Consider the following 18,658-nt stretch of genomic DNA (forward strand, 5'->3'; position numbering starts at 1 on the left):
AATCCTCCTTCTCTGCGACAAACGCTAGATCATCACCTCAACCGCTCGCCCAGCGCACGCGAATGCGTCCGCCGCACAGCGGCTTCGTTCATGTCGGCTTTGCGGTAGTAACTATCAACTGACGAGATGCGCGATTCTCCAGATGAAGCCAGCTACGAGTGCTTGCACTTTGTTCATCTAGTCCACGGGAGTACTTGCGAAGAAATCAGATCTGCCTTCGGAACCGCGGACGATTAAGGACTTTCCATCGTAGTTGTTAGTTTTTCACGGATTCAGCCCCGCACCCGGAACCCCTGATCGCACTCCTGACGCGAAGGTAGCAGGTTGGACTCCTGCCCGGGCCACCACCACACAAACAGCTCCCTAATCCGTATGAACAGACTCCTCACCCTTAAACCCTGGAGACAGAGGGAGAGCCATGGAACGAAGCGTCCACATACGGCCGTTATAACGAAGATCCGTAACAGTGAGCGGCGCAATATCGATTCGCCAGAAGGCTTGTAACGGTGCGTCGAGAGTGTGGAGAACAGCCGCGCGAATCACCGCAGGATGAGTAATGGCAAGGGTGTGGCCGGGACCCGCGGATGGAAGCCACGCCGCAATCCGCCTCACAAAAGCGGCGACGGACTCGCCACCATGAGGGATGGCAGTTGGATCGGTAAGCCACGTCACGACACCATCGGGCTCCTCGTTGTGGAGATCGGTAAGCGTGCGACCCCGCCAGCTGCCGAAGTCGACATCACGGAGCTCGTCCGTTGGACTGGTGATAAGGTTGAGAGCTTCTGCGGTCTGTTGGGTACGTCGTTCAGGAGCCGAGAACATTTGCTGAAAACGTGGTGATGGGTAATGGAACGCCATGAGTTTGAACAGCGCGGATTCTTCAACTGGCTCGTCTACGGGAAATGCAGAGAGGCGTTGAGCGGAGGTGGGAGCATGACTGATGAAGGTGACACGAGACGGCACAGTTGCGGCTCCCCATAGTGTTGAATTGAGTCGGCACACCCTCGAAACTCCATCAAAGAATCGGCCCGAACGCTCTGAGTCCCGCGTACCCCCAAACCTGCGGAAGAGTGAACAAGTAAGAAATAGAGCCTGCTCTTGACTTTGATGATAACGGCAAATAGCGTTGAGATAGATTTTGATGACGATGGAAGAAGCCGGTGAAAGTCCGGTGCGGTCGCGCCACTGTGATTGACCTGATTCGGGTTGAGAGCCAGACGTTCCTTCCCTCGTTCGAATGAGCAGCATGTGGGACGCACGATCCCTGGAGGTTTTACGATGGCTCAGTCTATGTTCGGTTCGGTTTCGCAACCAGTTTCGATTCCGGTTGTTCCGCTGCGTGAGATTATGCCGTACGCGGTGTTCGGTGGACTGCTGATGCTGCTGGCGATTTACTTCGTCAGCGCGGAGCAAGGTGCTACCTCGATGTTTCACGGGACTATGGTGCATGAGTTTTTGCATGACGGTCGCCATCTTCTCGGCTTTCCCTGCCACTAAGTAGAAAACTTTGACTACTCGAACTCTGCTCCTTCGCGGGATGCTGGTGGGCCTAGTTGCGGGCCTGCTCGTCTTCGCGTTTGCACGATGGGTCGGCGAGCCGCAGGTAGAGCGCGCGATTGCGTTTGAGACTGCCGCGGATCAGGCTAAGGGCGAGGCTCCTGAGACTGAGATGGTCAACAGGCACGTGCAGAAGAGTATCGGATTGCTGACGGGTACAGTGGTGTTTGGCGCAGCAGTGGGTGGATTGTTTGGGCTGGTGTTCGCGTTTGCTTATGGTCGGGTTGGAGAGATTGGGCCGAGAGCGCTGTCGGCTGTGCTGGCTGGGCTTGGATATGTGGCGGTGGTGGTGGTGCCGAATCTGAAGTATCCGGCGAACCCTCCGTCGGTGGGAAGTCCCGATACGATTGGGTCGCGAACGGGCGCTTACTTTTTGCTGATTGCGGTTTCGATTGCGGCGATGGTCCTCTCGCTGCAGTTGAGGCGCCGGTTTGCGAAGAGATTTGGGGATTGGAACGGTTCCCTGCTGGCGGCTGGGTTGTTTGTGGTGGTCGTCGGATTGGTGTCGCACTTTCTTCCCGAAGTGGATGAGGTTCCGGCTGGATTTCCAGTCACGCTGATGTGGAAGTTCAGGGTGGCATCGCTGGAGATTCAGGCCGTACTGTGGGGGGCGCTGGGACTAGGATTTGGATGGTTGACGGAGCGGAGAAAGGGTTTGCGATAAGGAGCGAGGTATTATCTCGGCTATCATTGAGCCGTGCGATCATCCTTCTAAAGTGAAGTACCTGTCGTTGAAACGCACTCCTCTAGTTTTAGGTGCGAGTTGAGGAAGAGATCATGCTCGGAGCGGCTTTTGGGCCCAGAGTTGAAGGAATACCACAGTGTTGTGATCAAGGTTGACATATCCAACTTACCAAATTCTTACGAACCGGCGCGGAACAAAGAGCGGTTAGTACAGTAATCGGCAGTTCGCTTAGTTCGGAATCGGCTTTGCGTGAATGAGCTGCAGCTTACCGTCTTGCGCACGAGGTACAAGAAATGTGTAACCATCCATTGATGGTACATACTGGCATCGGACCTGAGTCCACTATGACCTTTCTAATCAACAAACCGTCCTGTGGATAGTATTTGTCGATTTCACTGAGGAAGAAGCCGCGAGGTGCGTCCGAGAATGTGGTACTGGGCGTTGACAAAGTACGAAGGGTTTCTACCATCGCGTGGACCAGAGCGTCTTTCCGATGGAAGTATTGCGAATGTGGCTGTATCTTCTGGCAGGGCAACGGACAGAGCGCGCACGACGCCGTGCTGGTTTAGTTCTAGTGTGGGCAGGTACGCCTGGGAGGCTGTCAGGAGAAGATTATCGCCATGTGCTACTACATTCGCGGTCGATAGCAGAGCGAGGAGCTTCCATCTATCGACAAGAGCAGACGATCCACTCTGACTCTAAGCGAAACTTCTTTTTAAATCACTGGATAATATTGACTTTAATAGGCTCACTGGCTCACTGAAGCAACAGCGATGGGAGCGGAGATCAAGATCGTTACTTCCGCAGGTCCTCGATACAATTTTGTTTCTACAGCGGGAAGCTATCTCTTATCGAGTGATCGACGAGTTCATTTCGGTTTGGAAGCCAACACTATCGTGAGGTTCATTGGCCTAGCGGAATTGAAACATTGGAGCATGTTGCCGCAAATTCTCAAGATCGATGAGTTCATAGGAACACCAGCAAAGACGATAGTCTGCGTATGCCCGCCGGGTGCAATTAATTCAGTTACGGACTTGGGCTAGAAGGCGTCTCCAGTTTTTCTGGTTGCGACGATAACTTTTCTTAAGGTCTTCTAATATTCGCTCGAAGTCGGCATGCCCGCTTAATTTGCGCCACGCGGGGTTTTTACTAAACCATGGATAGTTTTCGTTTCCTAGGTAAATGGCCCGTCGAAGCCAGTGGAGCGCTTCGGACTCGTCGCCTTCAAGGGCGAAATAAGTCGCGAGGCGGTAAGCCATCTCACTGTCTGCTTCCGCAGCCGAAAGGGTCTCGTCAACGATAAACGTGGCGGCCTTTTCGCGATCCCCAAGCTGCACGTAGCAAAGAGCGATCGTTGGGAATACGATGCGCAAAGAGGATTCATCGCGAATAACGTTCTCGAGGGTTTCAATGGCTTTGGAGAGGTCGCCTGTACGCATCTGCTGGTAGCCTAGAGATATGCGGAGTAGAGGCTGGCGAGGTTCTAATGTAAGTCCCTTTTCGATCTCGTCTGAAGCTAGCTCCATCTGATTCTGATACTGGTAAACCCGGGCGCGGTGGTTATAGATCATTGCAGCGTTTGAGGGATTCATGCGGAGAGAGGCGTTGAATTGTTCGAGCGCTTCGTCGTACATCCCATCGATGCGAAGAGTCTGACCGGCAACTAGACGAACATTCCAGTCATTACCCGCGGTTTGGAGAAGATTCTCGATACCATGACGTGCGGACTCTTTTTCCCCTCGAGAAAGGAGCATGTAGACACGGTAGAGATTAGCCTCAACAGATCCGGGATCGAGTTGGAGTGCCTTATCGAAGGCGCGGCGAGCTTCAAGGACGTGCATCTGTCCGCCGAGGCCGTGGCGGGCATACTGGAGATGAGTAATGCCGAGACCTGACCATCCAGGGGCGTAGTTCTCGTCCTGTTTGACAACAGAGGTAAATAACTCACATGCGCGGTTGAGATCGTCGCGGCTGCCCGTACGGGTCATAAAGGAGGAGAGAACGGCCCGTGCCTGAAGGTACTGTTCTGAGAGGGCCTGATTGAGAGAGGGTGCGGAGAGCGAAGCGGCTCGGTTACTTTCGTGTGAGGCCAAGTCTCCAAAACCTTGGAGAGTGCTAAAGACTTCGTTGCATATTTCTGACTGCACGGCCACGAGGTCGAAAGAGGCGACATTGATGGAGCCACCAGCACGAACACTCTGGCCAGGTACATCAAGAAGTTGCCAGTTAAGGTCAAAGCCCTTGTCCGAGCGGAGGAAGTTGCCGGCCAGAACGTAGTTGACCAGAAGCTTTTTGCCGATACTGAGCGGGTCAAGCTGATGTGTAGGAATATTCATGAACGAGCTGGAGGGTCGAACAACCAAGGTGGACATGCGTGTGAGGCGAGTAGCAATGGCGTCAGCTAGAGCATAACCGTAGAGAGGCGCGACGTCGGGAGGGCCGAAATTGACAAAGGGCAAGACGACGATACTGTTCTGGTTGCTAATAGAGGCTGTGCCCGACTCCCGGAAGCGTTCTGCAAGCATAGAAAGAATGCCTGTAGTTCGTTTCTCTTCTTCTGGAGCGTCAAGGGGCAGGCGCCCTTGAGTTGGGCGGAGAGAGATGTTATCGCCAGGGAGCAGGACAGAGTCGAGTTGCATGGCGCGCATGATGGTCTTGAGAGCATCCCGAACTTCAGCGGCGGAACCGAAGCGAGCGGAAGGTTGTTTTTCAAGACAGCGAAGGATAACTGACTCGAGTTCGACGGGGAGATCGGGCGCGATCTCTCGGATAGAAGGAGGATTTGCATACTGAATTGCACGAATGGATTGAAACTCGGCTGCATCGGGACGATGAAAGGGATGGCGGCCAGTGGCAAGCTCGTAGAGAATGAGGCCGAGGGCAAAGATGTCGGACTGAACGCTTGACTGACCGGTGACGAACTGTTCGGGAGCCATGTAAGCGATCGTTCCGCCTCGGGCGGTGTAGGTAGCTCCGGCGACTGGGGTACGCTTGTTGACCGGACCACCTGGGTCAAACTCAGCCTGGTCGGGTCGCAATCGGCGGGCAAGGCCAAAGTCCAGAATCTTAATGAGCCCCCCATCGGTGAGCATGACATTGGCGGGTTTGAGATCCCGATGGAAGATACCGAGGTTGTGGGCCGCGGAGAGGCCGTCGGAGGTCTGGATGCCGGCAGAAAGTACGAGCTGGAGGCTTGCAGGACCCTCGGCGATGAGCTTGTCGAGGGACTTGCCTGGAATGTACTGCATGACGATGTAAGCTTCTTCGCCATTGCCGTTTTCGGCGGGGGCCTCTCCGACGTCGTAAATAGCGCACACGTTAGGGTGATCGATGGCGGAGGCTAGACGAGCTTCACGAAGCTGGGTCGCGCGCATCTGTTCAACGGTAAGATTGCCACGCTTGAGGAGCTTGAGAACCACGGGACGCTGAAGAAGGGTATCGTTGGCCAGAAAGACGACGCCGCTGCCGCCAGCACCGATCTTGCGGACAAACTCATACTGCTTGATTTCACGGCGCTTCATAGCTTCTATTATCGCAAGTCAAGGGAGGTGGAAGATGAAAGCCGGATCGATTGCTGGCAGAAGCAAAAGCCAGCGTGTAATGACACACCCGATGTATCCGAGCGGATGCAGAGAAATCAGGTCGGGTTCCTGATTCAAACCCTTATTGCATTAGTGATGCGATCCTTTGTCGCGCTCCCAAGGACGAGGCGTAACGGGATCATCCTGCCATTTTTGACGGCGACCGACGGCGTACATGATAGCTCCGAAAATAAACATAAGGAGTCCCCATGTGAGGTTCAGATTAATACCCATTGATTTGTCATAGATGGTTTCGCTATGACGAGTCACGAAGCCGTAGACACTCATAAGACCACCGATAAGCAGAAATATGAGGCCGAGAGGTATGCGAATATCTAGTCCCATGATGCTCCTTGCTTAGGCAATGATATGCGGAATCTATGATGGACGGCAGCAGCTTCATCTTAGAGCTTAGTTTTTATTAAGTCCCATGGGGCCTGAAAGAAGAGCGCTAATTTTAACTAAATCAACGGTGAAGTCATCAACACAGTCTTCGTCGTCAAAGCAGTTGTGCGTCGCGCCGTAGTGTTCTATATCGAGACAACGGGCCATGGTGTAGAAGTACTCCCCGGGTTTCTGTTCAGGATACAGCACGAGAAGTTTTGAATGTGGCGCAAATACCATGCCTCCCAAGGCAGCGCCGTGCGGGCCGGCAATGACCTCGGCGCGTTGAAAGATGTCGACCTGCTCGCGAAGGCTCATCGTTTCGGGCCTTACCTCGATAAAGCCATAACTGGCTAGCAACTCCAACAGCTCGGGTTCGTTGGCAATGCGGCGTCTTCTGGCACCGGAACGGGAGAGGTAAATTCTGAGATTTCTTGGAGCGGCTTGTTGCAAGCCTAAACCTTGCGTGATTCTCCGCCGGATTTCATCGTAGTACCCGTCAGGCAAGTAACCATTGCACTTCCCAGAAAGGTAGGAAGGCAGAAGGAAGTGATCCGCGCTGATCCATTTTTTGGCCGGGACCACCTTCACTGACATCGTAGGCGGAAGCATGAGCGCAAGCGTCTCACGTTGGAAACCACCAAGGTCATCACTCACGAGGAGAGTTAATGGCTTATCGCCTATATATTTTTCCAAGGTGAGAAGCTGTGGCAAACAGTCTGCAAACCAGTGCCAGAAGCTGTAAGCATCGATTCTCTGGATGGTAGACACGGTTCCCGCATGATGCGTGGTGTTGCTAGGACGGAAGCTGCGATATGCGGGACTGAGTTGAAAGCGGTGCGGAAGAAGGACAGAATCGCCAAAGACCTCGAAGTTTTTATTTGCGACCAGACCTAGATGAGGATAATAAACAGCAGGTGAAATCTCGCAAACAAAGACTTCGCCGAGTTTGATCTCTCCTGAGTTGTAGTTCTTCACCGACCGGAGGAACTCCAGATCCGCTGGAAGGCTGACATCTACTGTTCGTGATTCGTGTAATACACGATAGTTGCCTACCTCTTGGCCGATGCGATCTTTCACCCAAATGAGTTTAGAGACGCGAAATTTGTCTAACCCTAGTCGATCAAAGGGCTTAAGGAGACCTCTCTCAGCACGACGAATAACCTTCTTTGTCCCCCAAGCAAGTTTTTCCAAAAATCGTTGGGGGACAATTGCTAATCCAGGCCCATATGGCTGTTGCATTGGGGAATCCTTTGTCTCAGAGGAGACATTTAGCTTATACCCAAATTACAGAACCGATTCAGCATACGGTATCGACGGCCGAACACCATACAACGTTTGTTGTGATCTCTCAGTATTGGCAGATATGACGCTACGCGAAGACAAGGTTAAGGGCGACGAGCATGATGAGAACGACTAAAGCGAGAGTTACAGGCTTTTGATACCAACTCAGGTGAGTTTCGACGGGTCTGGGAGTCAAAGAGTAGACAAGACCCACCAGTTCGGACTCGGAACGCGGTTCGGTGGCCAGCGAAACTGCAATTGTAACGAGTAGATTGACCGTAAAGGCAAAGATTGCGGTCCAGAAGTTTTGTGCCATGTCGCTGGGGTAATGATGGAGAATGGCGATCCAACCGCCGTGGATGCCAGGTTGGGCATCGGTTGGGAGGGTGAGGCCATGGTGAATGAGAGCGGCTCCGGTGCCGGAGAGGAGGCCAGTAAAGGCTCCGTGGCCAGTGGTACGCTTCCAGAACATTCCTAGGAGGAAGGTCGCGAAGAGGGGCGCGTTAACAATGGAGAAGACGAGTTGGAGCGCGTCCATAATATTGTTGAAGTTGGTGACGAGGTAAGCCGCGGCGATGGATAGTACGACACCGCCGATGGTAGCCATCCGGCCCATCCATAGATAGTGGGCGTCGGTTCCCTTTTTATTGATGTATGCCTGATAGATGTCGTAGGTCCAAACGGTATTGAAAGCGGTAACGTTGCCCGCCATGCCAGACATGAAGCTGGCGAGGAGGGCGGTTAAGCCAAGGCCGAGGATTCCTGTTGGGAAGAAGTGCAGAAGCATGACGGGAATGGCAAGGTCGTAGTTATAAACAGGGTTACCGTGACTGTCGAGGATGGGCTGGCCGCTTACGGGGTCGGTCTTCTCGGGGATGATGCCGTGGGGATGCAGGTCATCAAGGGGTTCACCAGCAAGGTTCAATGATTGGCTTCCGACCGTCTGCGGAGTCATCTTTACGGTTTCCGTGATGACACCCGATTCACCAGGAACCTGTGCTGCTCGACTAACCGTCTGACTTCCGGCTCCCGCCATGTGGCTGGTGACTGTGACGGCGATAAGGCCGGGCAGGATCACCAGGAAGGGGAAGAACATCTTGGGGATGGCTGCGATAAGAGGGACACGGCGGGCGGAGACCTCGGAGTCGGCCGCCATAGCACGCTGGATGACGAGGAAGTCGGTGCACCAGTAGCCGAAGGAGAGTACGAAGCCGAGACCCATCGCGAGACCGACCCACTCGACGCCGAGGGTGTTGGTGGAGGCGTGGGCCATGCCGCGCCAGGAGTGGGTCATAGTGGCGGGGAGAGTCCGCTTGATGCCCTGCCAGCCACCTACGTTACGGAGGCCGATCCAAACAAGAGGGGCGAAGCCGGCTACGATAAGGAAAAACTGGAGGACTTCGTTGTAGATGGCGCTGGTGAGACCACCGAGGAAGATGTAGCCAAGGACGATGATTGCCGACAGGAATATTGAGACATGAAAGATATAGGCGTCGGGGATGATGCCGTGAAAAAGACCCAGGGTTTGGATAAGGAGCGCCATGGCGTACATCGAGATACCGGAAGAGAGCACGGTCATGATAGCGAAAGAGAAGGCGTTAACGGCGCGAGTCTTCTCGTCAAAGCGCATGCGGAGATACTCAGGAACGGAACGAGCCTTCGAGCCATAGTAGAAAGGCATCATGAAGATGCCGACAAAGATCATAGCGGGGATGGCACCAATCCAGTAAAAGTGACTGGTGATGATGCCATACTTAGCCCCCGAGGCTCCCATGCCGATTACCTCTTGGGCTCCGAGGTTGGCCGATATGAAGGCGAGGCCACATACCCAGGCAGGTATCGATCGGCCAGCCAGGAAAAAATCGTTCGAGGTCCGCATGTAGCGCTTGAGCGCAAAACCTATGCCCAGCACGAAAACAAAGTAAACCAGCATGATAAGCCAGTCGATGATCGAGAGATTCACGGTAAACCCTTGACAGTTCGGGATAGGTTGGATGACGGTACTAATGTGGGTAACAGAGCCATGTTTAGCCTGCTCTGCTATGGTATTCCAAATTCTGTGATGCTGTAACGCATAGATATTGCAGCGGATCGTGGCTATGGAGATCGCATCAGAGGATTTGAATAGACTATTTTCTATAAGAAGATATCAAGTACCAACGCTGGCCAGTATTTGTGCATCACATTCATGTATAGCGTTATTGCAGTAGCAGTCGGGTGCGATTAAACGTCTGGAAAGCGGTTCGAAGTGAATTTATTGATGAACTTCCCCTTGGAGCAAACGGTTCCCCGTATGCAGGCTACACTTCTCCTTGTTGACGATAATGCGATCCAGGCTGCAACTCGGCAGACGATTTTGAAACGAGCTGGTTATTTTGTAATAGCCGCACTTAACCCAGTTCGGGCCTTGCAGCAGATTCAGGGAGGTGAGTTTCCCACCGAGGTAAACTTGGTGATAACGGACCATCTAATGCCAGGAATGAGTGGCGCGGATTTTGTGCGAGCTTTGCGCGCGACCAATCCCACGATTCCAGTGCTGGTGATAAGCGGACTTGAAGAGGCGGAGCAAGAATACGCCGGTCTGAACATAACTTTTCGTATCAAACCGCTGCTGCCGGATCATTTGTTAGCAACTGTTCATGGACTCGTCAAAGCTCATGAGCAAGATCCAGAGTTGACGTAACAAAAGTCACGGTTGTCCGGTAACCGACGCTTTATTGCTGATATGCTCTGCCCTTGAGAGAATAGGGTGGAGGGATACATGCGACTGCATCCGATGCCGGAGTTTGGAAGTTTTACGCTGCTGCTGGCTTTGGCATTAAGCGCATACACGCTGGTGATGGGTGGGATTGCTTTATGGCGAACTCGGGGTATGGCGGCGGGTGTTGACGGCGGGGCTGGGCGGCTGGGTGAAACGGCACGGCGGGCAGGGATCTCCAGTTTTGTAGCATTGAGTTGTGCTGCATTTGCGCTGGTGTGGGCTTCATTTACAAACGACTATTCGGTTTCGTACATTCTGCACCATACCAATAGAGATCTGAATATGGCGTATAAGTTTTCTGCGCTCTGGTCGGGGCAGGAGGGTTCCCTGCTGCTGTGGGCCTGGCTGCTGAGTGCGTATGGATTTGTTCTGCGAATGCGGCACAAGGTGGATGTCAGGTTGTCGGCGTTTGCTTCGACGATTCTGGCAGGGATTCAGGTCTTCTTTTTGCTGCTGTTGAACTTTGCAGCGCCTCCGTTTGCGATTCAGCCGGGACCAATCGCCACCGATGGCTTCGGCTTAAACCCCCTATTGCAGTATCCGGAGATGGTTATCCACCCACCCATGCTTTATCTGGGCTATGTGGGATTTTCTGTGCCGTTTGCGTTTGCGCTGGGCGCCCTGATGATGCGATATCCCGGCGAGAAGTGGATTCATATTACCCGTCGCTGGACGATGGTGACATGGCTGTTTCTAACATGTGGAATCTTTCTGGGGGCGCACTGGGCTTACAGCGTACTGGGATGGGGTGGCTACTGGGGTTGGGATCCTGTAGAGAATGCGAGCCTAATGCCATGGTTGACTGGGACTGCATTTCTGCATTCTGTAATGATGCAAGAGAAGCGCGGAATGATGAAAAGTTGGAATGTGTGGCTCATCTTTTCAACATTTATGCTGACGATTCTGGGGACACTTCTGACCCGGTCCGGAATTGTAAGTTCAGTTCATGCATTCGCACAAAGCTCTATCGGGGACTGGTTTTATGGATTTATCATTATCGTGTTTGCGATCTGCCTGTTTACGTTTTTCAAACAAAAGGATCATTTAAAGTCCGAGAACAAGCTGGAGTCGCTGGTTAGCCGCGAGTCAAGTTTCTTATTCAATAACCTAACTTTGTTGGCAGCTTGTTTTACAGTGCTTTGGGGGACTTTATTCCCAGTTCTCAGCGAGTATGTGCAGGGAACAAAGGTCACGATGGGAGCGCCGTTTTATAATCGCGTCAATCTTCCGATTGGATTATTCCTTTTGTTTCTGACCGGAATTGGCCCTTTACTGGCTTGGCGATCGACTTCACTGCGGTCCATTCGGCGAAATTTTATTCTGCCAAGCTTGGCTATGGGAGCCGCTCTTGTAGTGCTGCTTGCAGCAGGCGTTAGACCATGGCAGGCTGGTGACGACTGGCAAGCTACTCTGTTTTCCCTGGTGACATTTACATTGGCCTCTGGAGTCATCACAGCCATTGCATCTGAGTTTTTACGCGGTGCCTCTGTAGTGAAAACGCAGACGGGGAAAAACCTGTTGGCCTCGACTTTACTGTTAGTTCGGAGAAACACAAGAAGATACGGCGGATATGTCGTTCACTTCGGGATCGTGGTCATGTTTATTGGGATCGCGGGGGGGGCATTCAACCAGTCTCATGAACAGGAGATGGGTTATGGCGATACATTGAAGCTGGGACCCTACCGACTGGTATGCAAGAGCTACACGCAAGACAGCAATAAGAACTACGATACCGAGTATGCACTTTTGGATGTGTTCCGGGGAAGCAAGCAGATCACCCAACTAGCACCGGAGAAGCGTTTTTATCAGGCAAGTCAGACCTCTTCAACGATGGTCGCACTGCACTCAACATTGGCAAGCGATTTGTATGTGATCTACGAGGGTAAGAATCCGGATACGGATCGTCCCATCATCAAGATATTTTTGAATCCCTTGATGAACTGGATCTGGATCGGAGTGCTGATTGTAGTGGGAGGAACATTCTTGGCATTGGTGCCAAACCCCGCTCGATCGGCTTCTCGAGTTGTGGCTGAGAAAACGGTGATGGAAGCTGTGGTTCATCATGTTTAGTACTCCGTTGCGGCGCTGGGCGCAAGCTGGATTGGTCTGCCTGCTAACGGTAATGATGCTGGGAGCAACACCCGGCTCGCGTTTCGAGAAGGTGGGTCACGAGATGATCTGTACCTGCGGATGCGGACAGGTACTTCTGGAATGCAACCACGTTGGCTGTCCAGTTTCGCCGGTAATGATCGGCGAGCTGCATACACAAATTGATAGTGGAGGTTCAAATACCTCAATTTTTAACTGGTTTGAGGCGAAATACGGTGCGACAGTACTTGCTGCGCCAATTCGGGGAGGATTTGATAACGTTGCGTGGATCGCACCGATGGCTGTCTTTTTGTTCGCCACCATAGGAACAGGATTTTTAGTCCGAATGTGGACGCAACGTTCGGGACAGCGTCAGTCCGTGAGCGCGACCCGGGCCGTCTCTGGGAGTGATGCAATCCGAGAGCGGATTCGACGGGAAACGGAGTACTAATGGGCATGATTGCGGGTGCAGCACTGACGTTGTTGCTATTTGGATTTATCTTCTGGCCAGAACGGAATCCTTTTGTCCAAGCAGATAAAACACGGGTGGACTATCTGCAGGAGCGTAAAGAAGTTATTTATGAAAACCTAAGGGATCTAAACTTCGAGTACCTGGCTGGAAAATATCCGGAACAGGACTACGCTCAACAGAGAGCCGGGCTAGAAGATGAAGCTGCACGAGTGATTGCAGAGATGGAAATGCTGCAAGCTCGCGGAGATTTCGGACGTTATAGTAGGTTGTAGCGACCTTAGTGGCAGCTGGTTTGACGTAAGATTAAGACGTGACTTTCTTTCCTTCTTCCCTCCGAAATGTTGTTGTAGCTGCTGCAATGATGGCAGCGTTTTCCAGCTTCGGTTATGCCGACTCGATCACTGGCGTCGTCACAAATAAGACGACCAATAAGCCCGCAGTTGGAGATGACGTCGTACTGATCCGCCTCCAGCAAGGCATGCAGGAAGCGACGCATACTAAAACGGATGCAAAAGGCCACTTCATATTAGATGTTCCGGATAACGGAATTCACTTGGTGCGAGTAACCCACGATAAGGCTAATTACTTTCGCCCCGCACCTCCGGGAACCCAATCAGTTGAGGTGGACGTTTATAACGCTGCTCCGAAGGTTAAGGGTGTTAGCAGCGAAGCCGATGTGATGCGCCTGCAGACGGATGAGAGCGGGAAGGCTTTACATGTGGTCGAAAATTTTTTCGTGAAGAATGAGTCAAGCCCCCCGTTGACTCAGTTCAGCGACAGACCGTTTGAGTTTTATCTGCCGTCAGGCGCCGTGGTAGAGGGCTCCGCAGCATTATCCCCCGGAGGAATGCCTGTGCAGGCTTCGCCGGTGCCCCTGGGCGAGCCGAACCACTACGCGTTTATCTTTCCAATTCGGCCAGGAGAGACTCGATTTCAAATTACTTACAAGCTTCCCTATGATGGAAATCTGAAGTTTTCACCACGGGTGATGATGCCTACCGATACTATCGCCGTGATGATGCCGAAGAGTATGACTTTTAAGTCAGGACCGTCTGCTCCCTATACTCCGGTTACCGAAGAAACTACAGCGCAGACCTACGTGGCGCGGGGCGTCTCTCCTTCTCAGGCATTGGACTTTACTGTTTCGGGAATCGGGCAGATGCCTCGGGATACTAGCGCTGCGGCAACTCCGGGCGAAGGTGGGCCCGCAAATGCAGACGCTGCTGCACAGACTGACGCGGGCAGCACGGCTGCTAATGACAAGCGGCCAGGTGGCGGGCTGGGGACACCATTAGATCCTGAGGGAACCAATGATCCGTGGGCGAAGTACAAAGGGTGGATTCTAGGTGGTCTCGGGCTCGTACTCGCAGTAGGCGCAGGAGCTATGCTAAAAAACGGACCTGTTCCAACGTCAAACGCAGCGGGAACGGGCTCCGATACGGTGCTTGCTGTGATGAAGGAGGAACTGTTTGTACTCGAGACAGATAAATTACAAGGCCGACTTACCGAGAACGAATACGTTGAGCAGAAAGCTGCGCTTGAAGTGGTGTTACGGAGAGCGCTTACACGCAGCGAACAGGGTTCTACTAAAGTTGATGCAGCGGGTCCCATCATTTGAGCTACCCGCAATGAATACGTTTCAAGTCGACGTTGCTGCTGGTCTTCCCGACAGTGTTTTATCCTGCCCGAGAACCGTTTCGGTGAAAGAAGTGTAGTGTCACTCACGTTCTTCCTGTCTGTGCTTTTCGAATATGAATTCGTATGCAAACTCCTACTTTTAACGTGCACCTGTTTATTATTGCGCCATTATTGGGAATAGCCGGAACTGGTTCGACGCATCCGCTCATACAGAATTGGATTCAGCGGCTGATTGGAAGGGATCACATTTAGAAATGCTGACTTTATTTCGGGCCTTGAGATTGTTTGCGATGGTGATATGGGTGGGCGGACTTGGATTCTTTGCCTTCGTCATGGCTCCGGTCGCATTTCATAGTCTGCCGAGCGCGCATGACGCCGGGATTATGATTGGGGGAACACTGCGAATCCTACACTGGATCGGACTAGTAGGCGGCGCAGTCTTTTATTTGGCTACGGGGCTTCTATGGCTGCGAGCGAGGGTAACTGCAAGGGCTGAGTATGCGATCGAGATGATCCTTGTCGGGTTGATGATGGCGGGAACGTTTTACTCGCAGTTTAGAATCCTGCCAGCGATGGATGCTGACCGAGCTCTGGCTTGTGGGTCAGTGGAGATCGCTTCCGCGGACAACAACGAAAGAATTGCTTTCGAACGGTTACATGCATTGTCCGAGAAAGTTGAGGAATTCGTCCTAGTTTGTGGCTTGGGCCTGGTATTCGTAATGTCACGTGAGTCTTAATGAGTGACGGTAGAATCGTAAGAACATGAAAATTTGTAGGATGGGGTTGCGGGAGAAGAGTCAAAAATATGTATTTATTGGAACCGGCTGTCATGTGCTGAACATCAGCCACGGGAACTAGCTGTGTCCGCACTCTGGTTGAGCCTTACCCTTGGGCTAGTGGCTGGATTAGCTGATTATCTGGGCGGATTTTTGTTGGTGAGACAATCGCCCTCCTCTAGTGCTTTGCGTTACTTCGTTGCGTTGGGCGCTGGCTTTATGTTGGCAGCCGCAGTACTTGAGATGATTCCGGAAGGGATACATGTTAATCCCAGATTCGGTCTCCTGCTTATCTTGGCCGGATATTGCGGCGTACATCTACTGGAACACTCCTTGGTACCTCACTTCCATTTTGGCGAGGGGACACATTCCCACGAGTTTCTTTCAGCGAAGACAAGCTACTCGGTTCTGTTCGGACTAGCGACTCACACGTTTTTTGATGGTGTCGCGATTGGATCGGGCTTTGTGCTGTCGCACTGGCTGGGTTGGATCTTGTTCTTCGCTGTTTTTCTGCATAAGATCCCTGAGGGTTTCACGATGGCAAGTGTGATGTTAGCGGGCAATCGAGGTGCGACGGCAGCATTGAACTCGGCTCTATTCCTGGGCGCAATGACGGTCCTTGGCGTGCTCGTGATCAACCTTGAACCGAGTTGGGTGCAGGTAGGACTACCGCTTTCAGCAGGTGTAACGATCTACGTAGCGGCTACGGACCTGGTGCCCGAAGTGAACCGAGAACCGGGACTTCGGATGGCGTTAATTTTCTTTGCAGGAGTGGTGGTATTTTTCTTGCTTCACCTATTGGGATCAAGATAGTTGCTTCGAATCCCTTATGTCAGCTTGCCGACTGAAGAACGAGAGTGACTGTTGCGGAGTGCAGCAGCAGACTTCCAGTTGGGGAGGTGGCAGTTCCTGTGACTGTGATTGTATAGCTCTTTGAGGGAGAGTTGAGGAGCGGATCTGTTTTGATGCGGTCTCCACAACCGCTGGTGAGTACTAACATGACGCTCGCGATAATGAAAGTGAGGAGCTTAACGCCAATATTATTCTTACGCCGGCGACAAACTAGTCTCGTAAAGGGGTAGACAAAGAAAACTGCGGCAAGCCAAGGGTCAAAGAAACGGTCGGCTGGGAGGAAGTTGACTGCTGTAGTCTTCGGCGTTGCGATAGTCATCGTGAAGGTATATGGCGTGGTGCCAGGAGGAAGAATGGCTGGATTGAACGACACAGTCGCTAAATTAGGAAGACCGACGGCCGCCAACGTTATAGGACTAGATAGATTATTCTGCGCTTGAACCGAGAAGGTAAAACTGGCGCTGCTACCGGAAACGATGGTCTGCATGGTAGTTCCGGTCGCTGAGAGAACGAAATCGGGACTTGCAGCAAATGGGCCAGTTCCGATTGTCACCGTCTGAGAGGCTGAGAGACTGGGCTTAAAATTAGTGTTTCCGTCATATACAGCCGTAAAGGTATGAGGGCCTTGGGCAAGGACAGAAGTGACGAAGACTGCGTCTCCGGATGAGGAGAGTGGGGTGGTGAAGAGTGGACTATTACCGTCAAGCAATGTGACAGCCCCGGTTGGAGTACCAATAGTGGAACTGGCAACATGCGCTGTAAGCGTGCCTGTCGAACCTGTAGTTCCATTAGTTACAAAATCACTTAATGTAGTTACGGAGAAGGCCGGAGTAATGGTCAATTCGTTAGGGATTGGAGCGACAGTGTAGTTTCCCGCCGCTTGGCCATTGAGTATCGCCGCTATTGAATAATTGCCTGCGGGTGAGCCCGCAGTGGCTGTAGTAGTGAAAGTGACAGAGAGCATTGAGGCGTCTTGAAGAAGGACGCCGGTTACCGTTCCGCTTATGACTGGAATAGGCTGACCGTAGGTGCTAGAAATCGATGGGATGGTCGCGGTCAGTTCTTGTTGGCTAATAGTCAGAACCAGCATTGGGCTTAAGGTGGAGAGATGGTTCTGATCTCCAGAATAAACTGCGGTGATGTTGTGAACACCAGCAGGTATGGTCGTAATGGAGAAAGTGGCGATGTTGGAGACTAGTGGAGCGGATCCCAAGACTGTAGCCTTAGAACTAGTGTTGTCGAAAAACGTGATGGTGCCCGTGGCGGTACTTGTTGCGAGAGAAGCTACGAGCTTCCCGGTACCATAGACAATGACACTAGGAGCGGTAAGAACAAGGGCGTCGGATACGGGAACGCCCATGCCGGCGATCGTCGTGATGATATTACCCGAGGCCGCTTGAGGCACAACTTGGCGAATGCGTTGATTATCGGTGTCAGAGAAGGTGAAAACACTGGTTGGAGAAAGTGCCGTTGCGGTTGGGCTATCAAGCGAGGCGGTAAGAGGGGAAGCATTATCGCCGGCAAACGCTTGAATGCCGTCACCGACAATCGTCGTGATAACACCCGTAACGGCATCGATGCGCCGGATGCGTTGGTTAGCTGTGTCAGCGAAGTAGAGGTTACCGGTAGCATCTATGTTAAGACCGTGTGGAAGCGCAAGAGTTGCGGCAGTTGCGGAGGTTGTATCACCGGAGAATCCAAGGGAACCAGTCCCTGAAATAGTTGTAATAATGCCTGTGCTCTCGGTGATCTTGCGGATGCGATGGTTGTGGGTGTCAGCAAGGTAAAGGTTCCCGTTGTTGTCGAGTGCAATTCCGTTAGGTGAATCGATGGTCGCGGATATTGCGAAACCGTCATCTCCTGAAAAGCCCTGGATACCAGTACCAGCAATGGTGGTAATAATTCCCGTGACGGCATCGATGCGTCGAATGCGCTGATTGCCACTGTCTGCAAGATAGAGGTTGCCAGAAGAGTCAATCGCGAGAGCTGTGGGCAGAACGAGTTGAGCGGAGACCGCAGAAGCTCCATCACCAGAGAAACCTGACCCGCTGCCTGCGATAGTCGTGATAATCCCGGTAGCAAAATCGAGCTTCCGAATGCGGTGGTTGTGAGTATCAGAGATATAAAGGTTGTTCGCCCCGTCGAGGGCGAGACCTTGCGGGGAGTCTAGAGTGGCGATTGTGGCAGAGCCGCCATCCCCAGATAACCCTTGTACACCGGTGCCAGCAATTGTAGTGACGTTGCCAGCAGCATCAACTTTGCGGATGACGTGATTCCCTGTCTCAGCAAAATATAAGTTGCCCACACTATCAAATACGATCGCGGAAGGCAGGATAATTGGGATCGTCAATGCCGAAACAGCAGAGGTTTGGGCTAGTGAGATAGAGAGATGCAAGAAAGAAAGAAATAGTGAGAATACGATCCTGAACGGAACGTACTTCATATAGAGAGGGTGGATGCTGCTCTGCTTACCCATCAGGAATCATCAACTACTTTGTCGAAAGATTTGTGAACGCTATCAAGACTGATTGCGAAGGCCCCGGAAGAGAACTTCCGGGGCCTTCACAAGTTTAGCTTGCG

16 protein-coding genes and 1 riboswitch are annotated in these 18,658 nt (G+C 52.4%); of the genes, 10 read left to right on the forward strand and 6 right to left on the reverse strand.

What is annotated here, in order from left to right; genetic code table 11:
• Nucleotides 1-363 precede the first annotated feature (363 nt).
• Nucleotides 364-963, reverse strand: a complete 600-nt coding sequence (locus tag GSQ94_RS00010) for a histidine phosphatase family protein (RefSeq protein ID WP_158941284.1) — start codon at nucleotides 961-963, stop codon at nucleotides 364-366.
• Between the two features lie 152 nt (nucleotides 964-1,115).
• Nucleotides 1,116-1,242, forward strand: a riboswitch (cobalamin riboswitch).
• Nucleotides 1,243-1,278: 36 nt separating this feature from the next.
• Between GSQ94_RS00010 and GSQ94_RS00015 the strand changes: the two genes are divergently transcribed.
• The 3 genes from GSQ94_RS00015 (at nucleotide 1,279) to GSQ94_RS00025 (ending at nucleotide 3,285) form a co-directional block, all read left to right on the forward strand.
• Nucleotides 1,279-1,497, forward strand: a complete 219-nt coding sequence (locus tag GSQ94_RS00015) for a CbtB-domain containing protein (protein ID WP_158941285.1) — start codon at nucleotides 1,279-1,281, stop codon at nucleotides 1,495-1,497.
• A 10-nt stretch (nucleotides 1,498-1,507) separates the two neighbouring features.
• Nucleotides 1,508-2,221, forward strand: a complete 714-nt coding sequence (locus tag GSQ94_RS00020) for a CbtA family protein (RefSeq protein WP_254063469.1) — start codon at nucleotides 1,508-1,510, stop codon at nucleotides 2,219-2,221.
• 794 nt (nucleotides 2,222-3,015) lie between these two features.
• Complete coding sequence (locus tag GSQ94_RS00025) at nucleotides 3,016-3,285, forward strand: ASPIC/UnbV domain-containing protein (RefSeq protein WP_158941286.1); 270 nt, start codon at nucleotides 3,016-3,018, stop codon at nucleotides 3,283-3,285.
• Here GSQ94_RS00025 and GSQ94_RS00030 read toward each other — a convergent pair.
• The 4 genes from GSQ94_RS00030 to GSQ94_RS00045 all read right to left on the reverse strand — a co-directional run bounded on the left by GSQ94_RS00030 (nucleotide 3,265) and on the right by GSQ94_RS00045 (nucleotide 9,454).
• Entirely contained in the window at nucleotides 3,265-5,763 is a 2,499-nt protein-coding gene (locus tag GSQ94_RS00030) for a serine/threonine-protein kinase (protein WP_158941287.1), read from the reverse strand. The two genes, GSQ94_RS00025 and GSQ94_RS00030, sit on opposite strands and share 21 nt — an antisense overlap.
• A gap of 150 nt (nucleotides 5,764-5,913) precedes the next feature.
• Complete coding sequence (locus GSQ94_RS00035) at nucleotides 5,914-6,168, reverse strand: hypothetical protein (RefSeq protein ID WP_158941288.1); 255 nt, start codon at nucleotides 6,166-6,168, stop codon at nucleotides 5,914-5,916.
• Between the two features lie 66 nt (nucleotides 6,169-6,234).
• Nucleotides 6,235-7,449: a DUF563 domain-containing protein gene (locus GSQ94_RS00040; protein ID WP_158941289.1), complete on the reverse strand. Its 1,215-nt coding sequence runs from the start codon at nucleotides 7,447-7,449 to the stop codon at nucleotides 6,235-6,237.
• A gap of 130 nt (nucleotides 7,450-7,579) precedes the next feature.
• Entirely contained in the window at nucleotides 7,580-9,454 is a 1,875-nt protein-coding gene (locus tag GSQ94_RS00045; RefSeq protein WP_158941290.1) for a sodium:solute symporter family protein, read from the reverse strand.
• Between the two features lie 330 nt (nucleotides 9,455-9,784).
• Between GSQ94_RS00045 and GSQ94_RS00050 the strand changes: the two genes are divergently transcribed.
• The 7 genes from GSQ94_RS00050 (at nucleotide 9,785) to GSQ94_RS00080 (ending at nucleotide 16,039) form a co-directional block, all read left to right on the forward strand.
• A complete protein-coding gene (locus GSQ94_RS00050) occupies nucleotides 9,785-10,174 on the forward strand; it encodes a response regulator (RefSeq protein ID WP_158941291.1) in 390 nt (129 codons plus the stop codon).
• A 78-nt stretch (nucleotides 10,175-10,252) separates the two neighbouring features.
• A complete protein-coding gene (locus tag GSQ94_RS00055) occupies nucleotides 10,253-12,322 on the forward strand; it encodes a heme lyase CcmF/NrfE family subunit (RefSeq protein WP_254063471.1) in 2,070 nt (689 codons plus the stop codon).
• A 55-nt stretch (nucleotides 12,323-12,377) separates the two neighbouring features.
• A complete protein-coding gene (locus tag GSQ94_RS00060) occupies nucleotides 12,378-12,791 on the forward strand; it encodes a cytochrome c-type biogenesis protein CcmH (RefSeq protein ID WP_256369952.1) in 414 nt (137 codons plus the stop codon).
• On the forward strand, nucleotides 12,791-13,084 hold the full coding sequence (locus GSQ94_RS00065; RefSeq protein WP_158941293.1) for a hypothetical protein: 294 nt from the start codon (nucleotides 12,791-12,793) through the stop codon (nucleotides 13,082-13,084). Before GSQ94_RS00060 ends, GSQ94_RS00065 begins: the two co-directional genes overlap by 1 nt.
• Before the next feature lie 86 nt (nucleotides 13,085-13,170).
• On the forward strand, nucleotides 13,171-14,430 hold the full coding sequence (locus GSQ94_RS00070) for a carboxypeptidase regulatory-like domain-containing protein (RefSeq protein WP_174240859.1): 1,260 nt from the start codon (nucleotides 13,171-13,173) through the stop codon (nucleotides 14,428-14,430).
• Nucleotides 14,431-14,740: 310 nt separating this feature from the next.
• Nucleotides 14,741-15,187 carry a DUF4149 domain-containing protein gene (locus tag GSQ94_RS21750; protein WP_371417414.1) on the forward strand — a complete coding sequence of 149 codons (447 nt, stop codon included), beginning with the start codon at nucleotides 14,741-14,743 and terminating at the stop codon, nucleotides 15,185-15,187.
• A gap of 123 nt (nucleotides 15,188-15,310) precedes the next feature.
• A complete protein-coding gene (locus GSQ94_RS00080; protein ID WP_158941296.1) occupies nucleotides 15,311-16,039 on the forward strand; it encodes a ZIP family metal transporter in 729 nt (242 codons plus the stop codon).
• 19 nt (nucleotides 16,040-16,058) lie between these two features.
• On the opposite strand, the gene GSQ94_RS00085 is transcribed toward GSQ94_RS00080, so the two are convergent.
• Nucleotides 16,059-18,554: an Ig-like domain repeat protein gene (locus GSQ94_RS00085; protein ID WP_158941297.1), complete on the reverse strand. Its 2,496-nt coding sequence runs from the start codon at nucleotides 18,552-18,554 to the stop codon at nucleotides 16,059-16,061.
• Nucleotides 18,555-18,658: the final 104 nt, after the last annotated feature.

The organism is Granulicella sp. S190 (assembly GCF_009766095.1).
GTDB lineage: Bacteria > Acidobacteriota > Terriglobia > Terriglobales > Acidobacteriaceae > Edaphobacter.

Bases quoted from the DNA above. Each gene is read 5' to 3' on its own strand.
- GSQ94_RS00035 (WP_158941288.1), bottom strand. From the start codon at position 6,168: ATGGGACTAGATATTCGCATACCTCTCGGCCTCATATTTCTGCTTATC.
- GSQ94_RS21750 (WP_371417414.1), top strand. From the start codon at position 14,741: ATGGTGATATGGGTGGGCGGACTTGGATTCTTTGCCTTCGTCATGGCT.
- GSQ94_RS00025 (WP_158941286.1), top strand. From the start codon at position 3,016: ATGGGAGCGGAGATCAAGATCGTTACTTCCGCAGGTCCTCGATACAAT.
- GSQ94_RS00065 (WP_158941293.1), top strand. From the start codon at position 12,791: ATGGGCATGATTGCGGGTGCAGCACTGACGTTGTTGCTATTTGGATTT.
- GSQ94_RS00050 (WP_158941291.1), top strand. From the start codon at position 9,785: ATGCAGGCTACACTTCTCCTTGTTGACGATAATGCGATCCAGGCTGCA.
- GSQ94_RS00070 (WP_174240859.1), top strand. From the start codon at position 13,171: ATGATGGCAGCGTTTTCCAGCTTCGGTTATGCCGACTCGATCACTGGC.
- GSQ94_RS00060 (WP_256369952.1), top strand. From the start codon at position 12,378: ATGCTGGGAGCAACACCCGGCTCGCGTTTCGAGAAGGTGGGTCACGAG.
- GSQ94_RS00085 (WP_158941297.1), bottom strand. From the start codon at position 18,554: ATGGGTAAGCAGAGCAGCATCCACCCTCTCTATATGAAGTACGTTCCG.
- GSQ94_RS00040 (WP_158941289.1), bottom strand. From the start codon at position 7,449: ATGCAACAGCCATATGGGCCTGGATTAGCAATTGTCCCCCAACGATTT.
- GSQ94_RS00015 (WP_158941285.1), top strand. From the start codon at position 1,279: ATGGCTCAGTCTATGTTCGGTTCGGTTTCGCAACCAGTTTCGATTCCG.
- GSQ94_RS00030 (WP_158941287.1), bottom strand. From the start codon at position 5,763: ATGAAGCGCCGTGAAATCAAGCAGTATGAGTTTGTCCGCAAGATCGGT.
- GSQ94_RS00055 (WP_254063471.1), top strand. From the start codon at position 10,253: ATGCGACTGCATCCGATGCCGGAGTTTGGAAGTTTTACGCTGCTGCTG.